We start from the raw sequence: 13,550 nt of genomic DNA, 5'->3' as shown, positions 1-13,550 counted from the left end.
CCAGCTACAGCAGCCGCTGGTCGACGGCCGCGATCACGGCATGCGCGCGTGTACGCACCTGCAGCTTGTGCAGGATGCTCTTCATGTGCGCGCAGACCGTGCGTCCGCTGATCGACAGGAGACAAGCGATCTCCTGCGTGACCTTGCCCTCGGCCACGAGTCGCAGCACCTCGCGCTCCCTGGCCGAGAGCATCTTGCGGGCAGCGGCATCGTCGCAAGACCGCGCGGGCGCGAAAGCGCCCCACCGGACGAGCAGGTGCCGTACCACGTCGGGCGAGACCGCCGCCCCGCCGTTGACGACCTGCAGCACGGATTGACTGAAATCCTGAAACCAGGAGTTCTTGACGAGATAGCCCGACGCGCCCGACGCGCCCGCCGCGAAGGCCCGGCGCACATGGGCCTCGTCGGCCAGCGTGGAGTGCACGATGACCTCGGCCCGGCTGCAATGGGCCTTGGCCGTCCCGATCAGGTCGAACCCCTTGCCGCCGCCGAGCCGGACGTCGAGGATCAGCACATCGAATTCCTGCTGCGACAACATGCGCCTGGCTTCCTGCAGGCTGCCGGCTTCGCCGACGACGCATACACGCGGGTCCGAGACCAGTTCATGAACGACCGCGCGCCTGGACCCTTCGTCCTCGTCGATCAGCAGCACGCGGACCGGCTTGTCCGCCTGGCCGGCCAGGAAGGCAGGCCATGGGGCGTTCGGAATCCGATCGATGTTCCGTGGGTGCGTGCCCTCGAATTTCGCAAGCCATTGCGGAGCGCCGCGCGTCAGCGTTGCCGGGTGGAGTGGGGTCATGTCCGGGGCCGGATGCTTGTTGTGGTTCGTGAGCCGATTCTTGCGATACGGCTTCGCGCGGCGCTTGATCCGCATCAAGTCGCTCGCCGTCCTGGCCACCCGTGCCGGCATTGCCGTTCAGGCCGGGCCGGCACCGGGATCCCTTTGGCCGCCCGTCTCTTCGGGCTTTACACCCCATTCACAAATTTCCCGGATTCCTGATGCCGAAGTCAGGTGATCCGCAGCCGCGAAATGTAGCCTTTCTTCTCAAGGGCTCCGGCCCGTCCCGGAGGCTCGTCATGGCTCGCCGTGGAGTGCTGCATCCCTGCATCTTCGTTGTGGACCTGACGCATGCATGAGATCAACGTTCAACTCCTTCGCTGGATGGCCGCTGGCGACGATCCGGGATCATGGATGCTTCTGGCGGGCTGCCTGATTGCCCAGTGGGGGGGAACCATGTGCGCGGCCGTGCTGTGCTGGGCTGCATTCGCGAAGTCGTCGGACCGGGTCTACATCCTCGCAGTGGCGGCGACTGCGGTAGGGGTTTCAGTGATCTCGCACCTCGTCGCAGCGGGCATCGGTGTGCAACGGCCTTTCGTGCAGGGGCTGGCGCCGGGCTACATCCTGCACAGCGCCGATGGTTCGATGCCGTCCGCACACGCCAGCGTCATGTTCTTCATCGCCTTCTCCCTCATGGCCCGCGACTCGCTTCGACGCATCGGCTGGCTGCTCGGTCTGCTTGCCGTCGCCACGGCCTGGGCGCGCATCTATGTCGGCCTGCATTTCCCGGCGGACATCGGCTTCGGCGTCGCGCTCGGTGCGTTCTTCTCCTGTCTGTTTGTCATTGTTTGCAGGGCACGCCTTCGGCGTGTCGCCGATCGCGATGCGACACGGCAACCCGCGAGGCGGGAGCATCTGCCTCGGGGGGCCTTCGGGCGCGGGACTGAATGAATGCCGGAGCGAGTGCATCCGCATTCGCCCGGTTCCTGCCGGCCCTAGCCCCTGAAGATGTCGAAGGGCTCGATGCGCAGGACCCGGCGGATGCCGAAGTAGCTTGAGATGCCCGCGATCACCAGAACCATGGCGAAAGCCAGCCCCAGGTTCCAGAAGGTCACGATGGCCGCATAGCTGGGAAGCTGTGTTCGTGCGACGGTGATCATCAGCGTCACGAGGCCCACGCCCAGCCCGAATCCGGTCAGCGCCGTGAAGGTCGCCATGAAGAAGATCATGAAGATGAGCTCGGTCCCTTTCGCGCCAATCGCCTTGAGTGCGCCGAACTTCTCGAGGTTCTCCAGGATGAAGCTGTAGAAGGTCTGGCCCGAGATCGAGAGCCCCACCAGGAAGCTGATCACCGTCATGATCAGGATGTTGGTCCCGATGCCCGTCTTGTAGGTGTAGTAGTCGGCGGTGGCCTGGTTGAACTCCTTTCGGGTCAGCGCCACGTAGCCGAGCCTGGCGACTTCTCGCTTGATGCGTGCGACCGCCATGGCGTCGCGGGGTTGCACCAGCACGTACGAGATGGTGAAGCGCGTGGTCGGCAGGTACTGGATCGCGCGGCTGTACGTCGTGTAGAGCGTCGGCACTCCGTTGAGACCGTTCGAGGCGACCTTGGCGATGCCGACGATCACTCCGCGGTTGTCGTTGAGCTCGAAGGTGCTCCCGATGTGCGGGTTCTCGAGCTTGGGGAACTCGGCATCGTCGACGACGAAGAACGAGTTGTCGGCGTAGATGTCTTCGAGCCGGCCCTGTTCGATCTCGGGACGCCCGAGCAGGCTCGTATCGTCCAGTCCGACCACCGTCACGGACTGGTAGGTGCCGCTGTCGAGCCTGACCAGGGCGCCGCCGACGAACATGGGCACCGCGTAGCTCACGCCGTCCATGCTCCGCACGCTGTCCAGCAGGTAATCGGGCAGCGCGATGGCGCTGGTCGGCGTGTTCACGCCGGGGTCCATGATCCACATCGCGGCGCCGACGTTCGTCACCGTGGAGTACGCGCGGTTGAGAATGCCCGCGAACATGGCCGTCATCTGCATCATCAGGAAGACGGCGAACGTGATGCCGATCAGCAGCGCCGAGAACTTGGCCCGGTCGTTGACCAGCAGCTTGAAGCCGATGCGCAGGATGCCGCCGTATTTCATGGCTGCCCGGCGCGCGCGCCGGCACCGGATGACGGGGCATTCCACCAGCCTCCGCCGAGCGCCGCGAACAGGGCGACGGTGTCCTGATGGCGCTGCGCCAATGCCGAAAGGTAGGAAAGACTTGCGGCGTGGAACTGGATGTCCGCATTCTGCAGGTCGACATAGGCCACGAGTCCCGCGCGATAGCCGGCCTGCTGCAGGGCCAGCGCATCGGCGGCCGATGATCTCGCCTCGGCCTGCGCCTGAAGTGCCTGCGCGTCGTGCTCGAGCGCCCGCAGCGCATCGGCAACCTGCTCGAATGCGGAGAGCACCGTCTGACGGTAGTCGGCTTCCCGGGCGGCGTGGGCGTCGATCGCGGCCTGGCGCCTGGCTCGCAGCGTGCCGCCGTGCAGGAGTGGCAGCGCGACGGCAGGCGCGAGGCTCCAGTAGCGGGAGCCGCCGGCCAGCAGACTGGCGAGTTGCGGGCTGGCGGCACCGTACCCGGCGCTCAGGCTGAAGCTCGGAAACATGGCCGCGGTTGCCACGCCGATGGCCGCGCTGGCCGCATGCAGCTGCGCTTCGGCCGCGAGAATGTCCGGGCGCTGCCGCACCAGTTCCGACGGGAGGCTGAGCGGCAGGTCCCTCGGCAGCGTCAGCTCCCCGATGTCGACGTCGGGGAGCGCAGCCTCGGCCGGCGTGTCGCCCTGCAGGGCGGCCAGCAGATGGTCGGCCTGGCTGATCTTCTGCGCCAGCGCGGCGAGCTGCGCCCGGTTGGAGGCGATCAGGCTCAGCTGGCTCAACTGGTTGGCATAGGGCACGGTGCCGGCATGCACCTGGGCCTCGATGCTGTGCAACTGGTCGCGCTCCAGGGCGATCAGTTCTTCCGTCGTGCGCCTTTGCGCGACGTAGGCGGCGCGTGCAACGCACGTCTGGACCAGATTCGCCTCCAGCGCCAGGTAGGCTGCCATCGCCACGAAACGCTGGTTCTCCGCCTGCGCGGCCAGGCCCTCGACGGTGCGGCGTTCGCCGCCGAAGACATCGAGCGGATAGCTGATGGCACCGCTGAGCGTGACCACCTGGTAGATCGTGCCGGCGGCGGAGGAGCCCTGCAGGACCGGTGCCGTACGGGCGCGGGTGGCGCCGAAGGAGGCGTCGAGCTGCGGGTAGAAGATGCCGTGGCCCGCGCGAAGTTCGTCCTGGCTCTGGCGAAGGCTGGCCTCGGCCGATTGAAGCGTCGGGTTGTGCTGCAGCGCCTGCCGCACGGCCTCGTCCAGCGCGGGCGATCCGAAGAGACGCCACCAGTCCGCGGGAAGCTCCGCTGCCGGGCCGAAGCGCTGCGATCGCCCGTCGCCGGCTTCGGTCGTCGCAGGCAGGGCACCGCGCGTGTAGCTGTCCACCTGCGCAGGCGCCGGGCGCACGAAGTCGGGGCCGACCATGCAGCCCGCCGACAGGCCCGTGCCGGCCAGGGCAAGCACCGCGGCCAGCCACCTCCAGCCCGGAGCAGGTGTGCCTGTCATTTCTGTCCAATGAACACATCGACCAGCTGGCCGGGATACACCATGGCGGGGCTTTGCATCCGGAAGCGGAAGATCACGGGCAGCACGCGCAGGTCCACTTTCTCCTGCCGCTGGTTCGCGAGTTCGATCTTCGGCGACACGTAGGGCTGCACCCGCACGAACTCCAGGGGAACCTTCACATCGGTGCCACGCAGCGACATCTGGGCCTGGATCCGGTCCGGCGGCGGCAGCCGAGAGGCCAGGATCTCGTCGACGTAGCAACGCACAGCCAGATGGTCCTGCGGCGTGCTCATGACGACCAGGGGCGCCTGCGTCTGCGTGTAGCTGTCCAGCACGCCGAGCGAGGACACGTAGCTGCCGACCGAGGCGTTGACGGCCAGCACCACGCCGTCCATGCGGGCCGTCACGACGTACTTCTGCAGCAATGCCTGGGAAGCCCTGTAGGACTGCTGAAGCGCCTCGTACTGCCTGCGTTGGTTCTCTATGTCGTAGCTCCAGGCCCCCGCATGCGCGAGCACGTACTGCCGGCGGGCCACTTCCAGCGCCGCCGCGGCTTGCCGCACCGCATCGTCGGCCGTGTCGAGGGCGTCCTTGCTGATCGAGTGCGGATCGATGTTGTAGCTGGCGCGCCGCTTTGCGAATTGATCGTCCGCCACCTTGAGACTGGACTGCGCGAGGTCGACCTGTGCCTTGGCGATGGCCAGTACCTCCTTGCGCGGCTGGGCCTGGAGTTCGTTCAGCAGCGCGAGCGCCGCCTCGGCCTGCAGCCGCAATTGCTCGGTCGTGGCCTTCTGCACCGAATCGTCGAGCATCACCAGCGGCGTGCCGGCCTTGACGGCCTGCCCGTCGTGCACGAGCACCTGCGCAATCAGGGCCGGGACCTCGGGGTAGATGTTGACGTTGGCACCCGAACTCTGGTCGCTCTCGACGATGCCGTTGGCGTAGATCGCCGTCCTGTAGGGATTGCTGACCGGTGCGTACGCGGGCTGTTGTGCCTTGCGCTCGATGCCGAAGACGTAGGCAGCGACCAGTCCGGCCAGCAGGCCGGTCAACGCCAGCGCGAAGATCAGCTTCTTGCTCATTCCGTGCCCTTGTCCAGCCCGGTGATGCGACCGTCCTCCATGTGGACGATGCGATCGGCGTACTCGTTGATGCGCGCGTCGTGGGTGACGATGAGAATGCAGCGTCCCGCATCGAGAATCCTGTCCTTGACGAAGGCGAGGATCATCCGGCCGGTGTCCCCGTCCAGCGAGGCGGTGGGCTCGTCGAGGATCAGGATCTCCGGCGAGCCGACGATGGCGCGCGCGATCGCCACCCGCTGCTGCTCGCCGCCCGAGAGTTTCACGGGCACGATGTCGCCGCGCTCCCTGAGGCCCACCACCTCCAGGTATTTCCTCGCCTGCGCGATCGATGCGTCCCAGTCGAGGTGTTTGAGGATCAGCGGAATCGCGACGTTCTCGGCCGTGGTCAGGCGTGGAAACAGGTGGTAGTCCTGGAACACGAAGCCGATCGTGTTCAGCCGGAAGTCGGCCAGCGCATCCTTGTCCATCGACCAGATGTCGGCGCCCTTCACGTTCACGGTGCCCTCGTCGGGGCGGAGGATGCCGGAGACCATGCTGAGGAAGGTGGTCTTGCCGCTGCCCGAGGGGCCGACGAGGAACACCATCTCGCCGAAGTTCGCCACGAAATCCACATGGTCGACCGCCGTGACCCGGGTCTCGTTCTCGCCGAAGTACTTGGTCAGTCCGAAGGCGGAGATGGCCTCGTGCCCCCGGGTGGCGTCTGGGGTGTTCATGGCGCTGGGGTCCTCGTTCCGTGCGGCCGCGGCTCAGAAGCGCGCGGCACCGGCCGGGGTCGACAATCCACCAAAGACGAACGCGCCCTCCATGGCTGCCACAAGGGCCATGCCGAAGGGGCCGCCGACCGCTGCGAGGCCGACGACGGGATCTTGCGCGATGAGGGGAGTGGAGGCGTTCATGGGAATCCTTGCGAAGACGACGGACTTAGGTTATGGGCCGCTGCGGCGGCCACGCTTGATGCAGCGCAAGCCTGCATGTGGGGCAGCCGCAGGCTCGGGGCCGCAGGTCAGGCAGGCTCGCAGCCGCGAACCAGCAGCACCGGGACGGTGGCGCGGCGCAGCACGTTTTCCGCGCTGCTGCCCAGGGTCAGCCGATCAAACCCGCGCCGGCCATGGGTGCCGATCACGATCAGTTCGGCAGGCCACTTCACGGCCTCTGCGACGACCAATTCATGAACGGTGCCATCGAAGTTGTCGTACAGCACGGTGTCGGCATTCACACCTTCGGCTTCGACGCGCTGCCAGGCCGTCTCCAGCAACTGGAGCGCCTCGCTGCGCAACGCCGGCATGCAGTTTGGTGCCCAGCCGGCATACACCACCGAGAGCTCGTCGATCACGTGCAGCAGGCGAAGCGAGCCGTGCGACAGCTTTGCCACCGCCGTCGCTTCCTGCAGCCCCCGCAGGGATGTCGCGCTGCCGTCGAAGGGAACGAGGATGCGCTGGTACATGTCATTGCCTCCTGCAAAGAGTTCGCCGCGGGCGCTCGCCTCGGGGTGCCGCTGTCGGCATCGGCCACGGGATCTCGGAGAAAGGATCCGGAAGCGAACCGGTCGCTCCGGTCTTCGCCGAGTTCATTCCGGAGGCCGGACGACGAGCCTGTTCAGCAGCGTCGTCAGCCCCTCGGTGCGGCGTGCGGCGCGCTCCACCGCGGCGCGCCGCTCCTCGTCGGCCACCTGGCCGCGCAGTGTCACGACGCCGTCCTTGACGCACACGTCGATGTCGCAGCCGTTGACGGCGGGGTCCCAGTTGAGTTGCGCGAAGACGTCGTGCCTGAGTTGAATGTCGGGGTTCATGGTCGTTCCCTCCGGCGATCGGGCACGGGCGTCACTTTCCGTCGGAAGCCGCAGCACGGGTCTTGCGCTTCACCGCTTCGAGCGTGCGTGCCGAGGCGTCGGCGGTTGCGCTGGCGGCCGAGCGCATGGCTTCTTCCGCCCTGTCGAGTGCTTCGCGCGTGGCTTGCGCCGCCTTCTCGGCTTCCTCCTTGCCGGCCTGCGCGGACCGGCCCACCGATTCCTCCGCCCGGGCCAGGGCTTCCCTCGAGGCGTGGGCCGCCTTCCGGCTTTCCTCCTGGGCGGCCTGTGCGGTGACCTTGCCGTCGTCGACCGCCTTGGCAGTCGATATGGCAGCCTTTTCCTCCAGGCGGGTGGCCGCCTGGGCCGCTTTTCGCGCGGCCTGGCGGATGCCTTCGGCCAGGGCCTTCGAGACCTGGCCGGTGGTGGCCTTGCCCTTGTCGGCAGCAGCCTTGGTGGCGTCCATGGCCCGCCGCGCGGCCTTTTCCGCATCGCGCGCGGCCCGGCCGGCCGCAACGCGCGTCGCGTTACCCGCTTTCTGTGCTGCGCTCTCCGGCGGACTGAGCTGTCCGGGCGCGGTGTAGTCGGCGGCAAATGCACCGGCACTGGCGGCGATGACTGCGGATGCCATCAGCTTGCGAAGTGTGTTGGATGTCATGTTCTTTTCCATTGGGTTGAAAGGGCGTGGGGGGATGTGCATTCAAGCGGGTGTCGCTGCCGCACGCACCAGCAGCACCGGCACGGGGCTGCTTCGCGCCACACGGTCGGCGTCGCTGCCGAGCGCCAGCCGGCTGAGGCCGCGGCGGCCATGGGTGCCCATCACGATTAGGTCGCAGGCTGCTTTCGCGGCCTCATCGGTCACGACTTCGGCGACGCGCTCCTGCGTGACTTCGCGCAGCACGGTCTCGGCCTCGACTCCCGCGGCCGTCGCCCGGGCCAGGGCGTGCGAGAGGACCGATTCGCCATGCTCGCGCGCCTTCTGCAGGCCGGCCTCGAAACTGGAGGTGCTCGATATCTCCACCAGCATCGGAAAGTCGTCGACCACGTTGAGCAGACGCAGCCTGCTTCCGAGTTCGCCAGCGAGACGGATGGCTTCCTGCAGACCACAGTCGGCCGTGGGGCTGCCGTCCAGCGGGACGAGCACGTGCTTGTAGACGGACATGGGCTTCTCCTCGGGGCCGCCTGCAAGAGGCACCTGCCGCCGGCCCCGGCGCGACGGGCAGGCAGATTCTTCCGTTGCCTGCCGCGGGAGGGCTTGCGCCACATCAACATCGCCCCGGTCCTGCCGCCTCGCGAACGGAAGCCGCCATGTCTTCCCGAGTTCGAGACCGGCGCGCGGTTGGTCACAGTGGCGCCGGCGCTGTGTTCAGAAGGACGAACCGCGAGCGCTGTACCGGGGTTCTCTCCGCCTTGCAGCTCCGAACCGGTCGGACGCCGCGACCGCATCATCCGGGTGGTGGAGGGCATGATCCGCGCTTGATGCTTGATGCATGTCAATCCAAAGGCCCGCGAGGATGTGCAGAATCGATGCGCAAAGAGCGGGCTGGCATCGCGGTCATGGATGCAGCCTGGCCCGGCAAGGAGCAATCCGTGTATCGACGAATACTCGTTCCCGTAGACGGCAGCCCGGCATCGGCCCAGGGCATCGAGGAGGCGATTCGCCTCGCCAAACCGATGAGAAGCCGGGTGCGGCTGCTTCACGCGATCGACGATCTCTCGGTTTCGCGCGCCGGCTACGCGCGTGACGGGTCGTCGCAACTTCGGGCGGAGGCCGCGCGCATGCTCGCCCGAAGTGCCGAGCACGTGCGTTCCGCGGGCGTGGAGGTCGACACCGTGCTCTACAGCGAAGCGGACGGCACCGTGGCCAACCTCGTCGAAGACGAGGCGCGGGAATGGCATGCCGACCTGATCATTGCCGGCACGCGAGGCCGGCGCGGCCTCGGACAGCTGCTGCTCGGCAGCAGCACGGAGCGGATCGTGCGCGGCTCATGCGTTCCCGTGCTGCTGGTGCATGCGACGGCGGACGAGCAGGCGGCCGTCGGGTAGCGTCAGGGCTGTCGCCCGCGGTGCTCGATGAGTTCGAAGATTCCCATGCCCGCGAGCATCGCGAGCACGAAGACGAGGGCCTTGGCTTCGCCCATGCCCAGGGCGACGAGGCCCGGGCCGGGACAGAAGCCCGCGATGCCCCAGCCAACTCCGAAAACGACGCTGCCGACGACCAGGCGCCGGTCGATCCCGCGCGCCGATGGCAGGCGCATCGCCGCGCCCAGCAGGGACTTGCTGCGCCGCCTTGCGGCCAGGAACGCGACCGATCCGACGGCGATGGCGCCCGCCATGACGAAAGCCAGGGATGGGTCCCAGTGGCCGGCGAGGTCCAGGAAGCCGAGCACCTTGGCCGGGTTGGCCATGCCCGAGACGATGAGGCCGAGTCCGAAGACGAGGCCGGCGAGCAGCGAGGCGAGGGCGATCATGGCGCGCATCCTCAGATGCCGGGCAGATGGCGCGCCACGAACACCGTGGCGAAGCCCGCGCCCATGAACGAGAGGGTGGCCACAAGCGACCGCGGCGACAGGCGGGACAGGCCGCAGACGCCGTGGCCGCTGGTGCAGCCGGAGCCGTAGCGCGTGCCCAGGCCGACGAGCAGGCCGGCCAGCACCAGCGTGCCGTAGCCGGCGTCGATCTGCGGGCGGGGCAGCACCGTGAAGAGCAGGTAGAGCGACGGCGCGCCCACGAGCCCGAGCACGAAGGCGACGCGCCAGCCGATGTCGCCCCTCGACGGCCTGAGCAGGCCTCCCAGCACGCCGCTGATGCCCGCGATGCGCCCGTTGAGCAGCACGAACATCGCGGCGGCGATGCCGATGAGCACGCCGCCAGCCAGCGAGGCGAGCGGCGTGAAGTGGCTCCAGTCGATGGACATCATTTCTCCTGGGGACAGTAGAGGCGATACAGAACGCCGAGGAGTTCCAGCATCGCGGGATCGGCCACGCTGTAGAAGATGCTCTTGCCCTCGCGGCGGGTGTTGACCACACCCTCGTTGCGAAGTACACCCAGTTGCTGCGACAGCGTGGGCTGATGGATGCCCAGCGCCTGCTCGAGGTCGCTCACGCACATCTCGCCCTGCGAGAGCTGGCACAGCAGCAGCAGGCGGTCTTCGTTGGCCAGCAGCTTGAGCGCCGCGACCGCCTTGCCGGCGGCACCGCGCAGCACTTCGGGATCGATGGCAAGGGTGGAATTCTTCATCGGGCCGGATTGACGTTTTCGATTTGGATATTATATTCAAATATATATTGTTTGTCGCAAGACCGGACTTCCATCCACGGAGCAACCATGACCGCACGCACGACGATCCAGGGCTTTTTCGATTCCGTCACGGGCACGGTGTCCTATGTCGTCTGGGAACACGCGGGCAGGCATGCCGCGGTCATCGACCCGGTGCTGGACTACGACTTCAAGTCGGGCCACACCGGCACCGTGTCGGCCGACAGGCTGCTGGACTATCTGCGCGAACATGAACTGCGGCTCGACTGGATCCTGGAGACCCATGCGCACGCGGACCACCTGTCCGGCGCGCGCCACGTCCAGCAGCAGGCGGGCGGAAAGATCGCCATCGGCGAGAACATCCGCGTCGTCCAGTCGACCTTCTGCAAGCTCTTCAACTTCGAGCGCGCCTTCCTGCCCGACGGAAGCCAGTTCGACCATCTGTTCAGGGACGGCGAAGTCTTCGGCATTGGTGAAGTCGAAGCCACCGCCTTGCTGGTGCCGGGCCACACGCCCGCGGACATGGCCTACCTGATCGACGGCGCGGTCTTCGTCGGCGACACGCTCTTCATGCCCGACCTCGGCAGCGCACGCGCCGACTTCCCCGGCGGCGACGCGCGCCAGCTCTACGGTTCGATGCGCAGGCTGCTCGAACTGCCGCCCGACACGGCCATGTACGTCTGCCACGACTATCCGCCGCCGTCGAGGCAGGCCAGTTGGCAGACCACCGTGGCGCAACAGCGCGCCCACAACATCCATGTGCGCGACGGCATCGGCGCGGACGAATTCGTGGCGATGCGCACGGCGCGCGACGCGACGCTGGACGTGCCCACGCTCATCCTTCCGTCGATCCAGGTGAACGTGCGCGGCGGCCGGCTTCCGCCTGCCGACGACAACGGCGTCGCGTACCTGCGCATCCCTGTGGATGCGCTTCCCGTTCACCGGCGCCCGGCGGGCGGTTAGCCAGCCGGCTCAGTGCGTCTCGGTCAGCTGATCGAGGATCGCCGGGTTCTCCAGCGTCGACACGTCCTGCGAGATCGCCTCGCCCCGGGCGACGGAGCGCAGCAGGCGCCGCATGATCTTGCCGCTGCGCGTCTTGGGCAGGTTGTCGGCGAAGCGGATCTCGCGGGGCTTGGCGATCGGGCCGATTTCCTTGCCGATCCATGCGCGCAGCTCGGCGGCCAGGCGGTCTCCTTCCTTGCCGGTGGGGCGCGGCTGCTTAAGCACCACGAAGGCGCTGATCGCCTCGCCCGTGGTCTCGTCGGGGCGGCCCACCACCGCGGCCTCGGCCACCAGCGCCGCGCAGGCCACGAGCGCCGACTCGATTTCCATCGTGCCCATGCGGTGGCCGCTGACGTTCAGCACGTCGTCGATGCGCCCGCCGATCGTGAAGTAGCGCGTGAGCCTGTCTCGCGCGGCACCATCGCCCGCGAGGTAGCAGCCGCGCAGCTCCGGCGGAAAGTAGCTCGAGCGGTAGCGCGCGTCGTCGCCCCACACCGCGCGGATCATGCTCGGCCATGGTTTCTTGATGACCAGCAGGCCGCTCTCGCCGTCGGGCACGTCGTTGCCGGTCTCGTCAACGATGGCCGCCGCGATGCCGGGAAAGGGCAGGGTGCACGACCCCGGAACGAGATCGGTGGCACCGGGCAGCGGCGTGATCATGTGGCCGCCGGTCTCGGTCTGCCACCAGGTGTCGAGCACCGGGCAGCGGCCGCCGCCCACGTGCTGGCGATACCACTCCCAGGCGGCCGGATTGATCGGCTCGCCGACCGAGCCCAGCACGCGCAGGCTGCCGAGGTCATGGCGGTCGGGGTGCACGGCCGGGTTGCCCTCGGCCGCCTTGATGAGCGACCGGATGGCGGTGGGAGCCGTGTAGAACACCGTGACGCGGTGCCGCTCGATCATCTGCCAGAAGCGTCCCGCGTCGGGATAGGTGGGCACGCCCTCGAACACCACCTGCGTCGCTCCGATGGCCAGCGGCCCATAGGCGATGTAGGTGTGGCCAGTGACCCAGCCGATGTCCGCCGTGCACCAGAACACGTCGTCGTCGTGCATGTCGAAGGTCCATTTGGTGGTGAGCGCCGCGTGCAGCAGGTAGCCGCCGCTGCAATGCTGCACGCCCTTGGGCTTGCCGGTCGAGCCCGAGGTGTAGAGCAGGAACAGCGGGTGCTCGGCGCCGACCCACTCGGGCTCGCAGCTGTCGCCTTGGGCCTGCGTGATCTCGTGCATCCACACGTCGCGCGCTGTCCACTCGATGGGCTCGCCCGTGCGCCGATGGACGACGACCGAGCGCACCGCCTCGCAGCCGCCGAGCGCGAGCGCCTCGTCGACCAGCGCCTTCAGCGGCAGGCGCTTGCCCCCACGGACCTGCTGGGCGGCGGTGACGATCACCGTGGCGCCGGTGTCGGCGACGCGGTCGCGCAGCGCATGCGCCGAGAAGCCGCCGAACACCACCGAATGCACCGCGCCCAGCCGGGCGCAGGCCTGCATCGCCACGACGCCCTCGACCGACATCGGCATGTAGATGACCACGCGGTCGCCCTTGCGCACGCCGAGCGACTTCAGCGCATTGGCCATGCGGCAGGTCTGCGCCAGCAGCTGCGCATAGGTGGTGCGGGTGACCTGCCCGTCGTCCGACTCGAAGACGATCGCCACCTTGTCGCCCCGGCCGGCGGCCACCTGCCGGTCCAGGCAGTTCCATGAGACGTTGAGCGTGCCATCCTCGAACCACCTGTAGTGCGGCGCGTCGCTGCTGTCCAGCGTCCTGATGAACGGCGTCTTCCAGCCGACGAACTCGCGCGCCAGGCGGGCCCAGTAGCCCTCGTGGTCGGCTTCCGCCTCGGCCACCAGCGCGTCGTAGGCGGCGCGGCCTGCGACGTGGGCGGTGCGGGCGAGCGCCTGCGGTGGCGCATAGGTGGGCAGGCGGGGCTGGAGATCGGGAGCGTTCATGTCTCGTGTCCTTTGAAGGTTGCGAGATCTTGCCGGCGCACACGAGGAATGGCTTGCGCCAGC

The 13,550-nt window shown here is 67.9% G+C and carries 17 protein-coding genes; 3 read left to right on the top strand and 14 right to left on the bottom strand.

The features are described from left to right. Positions 1-4 precede the first annotated feature (4 nt). On the bottom strand, positions 5-874 hold the full coding sequence (locus tag L3V85_RS33950) for a response regulator transcription factor (protein WP_237680705.1): 870 nt from the start codon (positions 872-874) through the stop codon (positions 5-7). A 255-nt stretch (positions 875-1,129) separates the two neighbouring features. On the opposite strand from L3V85_RS33950, the gene L3V85_RS33945 reads away from it, so the two are divergent. Next, positions 1,130-1,729 (top strand): phosphatase PAP2 family protein, encoded by a 600-nt coding sequence (locus L3V85_RS33945; protein ID WP_237676949.1) that lies wholly within the window; start codon positions 1,130-1,132, stop codon positions 1,727-1,729. 44 nt (positions 1,730-1,773) lie between these two features. Here the strand turns inward: L3V85_RS33945 and L3V85_RS33940 are convergent, their stop codons facing one another. From L3V85_RS33940 to L3V85_RS33900, 9 genes are all read right to left on the bottom strand, one after another. Further along, positions 1,774-2,916 carry an ABC transporter permease gene (locus tag L3V85_RS33940; RefSeq protein ID WP_237676948.1) on the bottom strand — a complete coding sequence of 381 codons (1,143 nt, stop codon included), beginning with the start codon at positions 2,914-2,916 and terminating at the stop codon, positions 1,774-1,776. Continuing rightward, positions 2,913-4,412, bottom strand: coding sequence for an efflux transporter outer membrane subunit (locus tag L3V85_RS33935; protein ID WP_237676947.1), 1,500 nt, complete (start codon positions 4,410-4,412; stop codon positions 2,913-2,915). The genes L3V85_RS33940 and L3V85_RS33935 overlap by 4 nt, the downstream gene beginning before the upstream one ends. Then, entirely contained in the window at positions 4,409-5,494 is a 1,086-nt protein-coding gene (locus L3V85_RS33930) for an HlyD family secretion protein (protein WP_237676946.1), read from the bottom strand. Before L3V85_RS33930 ends, L3V85_RS33935 begins: the two co-directional genes overlap by 4 nt. Continuing rightward, the gene (locus tag L3V85_RS33925; RefSeq protein ID WP_237676945.1) at positions 5,491-6,207 is read right to left on the bottom strand and encodes an ABC transporter ATP-binding protein; all 717 of its coding nucleotides are present in this window, start codon (positions 6,205-6,207) and stop codon (positions 5,491-5,493) included. The genes L3V85_RS33930 and L3V85_RS33925 overlap by 4 nt, the downstream gene beginning before the upstream one ends. Before the next feature lie 33 nt (positions 6,208-6,240). Next, positions 6,241-6,390 carry a hypothetical protein gene (locus L3V85_RS33920; protein ID WP_237676944.1) on the bottom strand — a complete coding sequence of 50 codons (150 nt, stop codon included), beginning with the start codon at positions 6,388-6,390 and terminating at the stop codon, positions 6,241-6,243. 107 nt (positions 6,391-6,497) lie between these two features. Beyond that, positions 6,498-6,938 carry a universal stress protein gene (locus L3V85_RS33915; protein WP_237676943.1) on the bottom strand — a complete coding sequence of 147 codons (441 nt, stop codon included), beginning with the start codon at positions 6,936-6,938 and terminating at the stop codon, positions 6,498-6,500. Between the two features lie 123 nt (positions 6,939-7,061). After that, positions 7,062-7,283, bottom strand: coding sequence for a BON domain-containing protein (locus L3V85_RS33910; protein ID WP_237676942.1), 222 nt, complete (start codon positions 7,281-7,283; stop codon positions 7,062-7,064). 31 nt (positions 7,284-7,314) lie between these two features. Further along, entirely contained in the window at positions 7,315-7,938 is a 624-nt protein-coding gene (locus L3V85_RS33905) for a hypothetical protein (RefSeq protein WP_237676941.1), read from the bottom strand. A gap of 42 nt (positions 7,939-7,980) precedes the next feature. Beyond that, positions 7,981-8,442, bottom strand: a complete 462-nt coding sequence (locus L3V85_RS33900) for a universal stress protein (RefSeq protein WP_237676940.1) — start codon at positions 8,440-8,442, stop codon at positions 7,981-7,983. Between the two features lie 365 nt (positions 8,443-8,807). On the opposite strand from L3V85_RS33900, the gene L3V85_RS33895 reads away from it, so the two are divergent. After that, positions 8,808-9,326: a universal stress protein gene (locus L3V85_RS33895; protein ID WP_237676939.1), complete on the top strand. Its 519-nt coding sequence runs from the start codon at positions 8,808-8,810 to the stop codon at positions 9,324-9,326. Positions 9,327-9,328: 2 nt separating this feature from the next. On the opposite strand, the gene L3V85_RS33890 is transcribed toward L3V85_RS33895, so the two are convergent. From L3V85_RS33890 to L3V85_RS33880, 3 genes are read right to left on the bottom strand one after another with little or no spacing between them, the layout of a single operon-like run. Next, positions 9,329-9,751 (bottom strand): DUF6691 family protein, encoded by a 423-nt coding sequence (locus tag L3V85_RS33890; RefSeq protein WP_237676938.1) that lies wholly within the window; start codon positions 9,749-9,751, stop codon positions 9,329-9,331. Between the two features lie 11 nt (positions 9,752-9,762). Then, positions 9,763-10,197, bottom strand: coding sequence for a YeeE/YedE family protein (locus tag L3V85_RS33885; RefSeq protein ID WP_237676937.1), 435 nt, complete (start codon positions 10,195-10,197; stop codon positions 9,763-9,765). Further along, entirely contained in the window at positions 10,197-10,520 is a 324-nt protein-coding gene (locus tag L3V85_RS33880) for an ArsR/SmtB family transcription factor (RefSeq protein WP_237676936.1), read from the bottom strand. The genes L3V85_RS33885 and L3V85_RS33880 overlap by 1 nt, the downstream gene beginning before the upstream one ends. 87 nt (positions 10,521-10,607) lie before the next feature. Between L3V85_RS33880 and L3V85_RS33875 the strand changes: the two genes are divergently transcribed. Continuing rightward, on the top strand, positions 10,608-11,501 hold the full coding sequence (locus L3V85_RS33875; protein WP_237676935.1) for an MBL fold metallo-hydrolase: 894 nt from the start codon (positions 10,608-10,610) through the stop codon (positions 11,499-11,501). Between the two features lie 9 nt (positions 11,502-11,510). Here L3V85_RS33875 and acs read toward each other — a convergent pair whose 3' ends face one another. Continuing rightward, a complete protein-coding gene (gene acs, locus L3V85_RS33870) occupies positions 11,511-13,487 on the bottom strand; it encodes an acetate--CoA ligase (RefSeq protein WP_237676934.1) in 1,977 nt (658 codons plus the stop codon). Between the last annotated feature and the right edge of the window lie 63 nt (positions 13,488-13,550).

This window comes from Variovorax paradoxus, from assembly GCF_022009635.1.
Taxonomy (GTDB): domain Bacteria; phylum Pseudomonadota; class Gammaproteobacteria; order Burkholderiales; family Burkholderiaceae_C; genus Variovorax.
The sequence above is the reverse complement of the archived record's forward strand: the minus strand, read 5'-3'. Positions and strand labels throughout refer to the sequence as shown.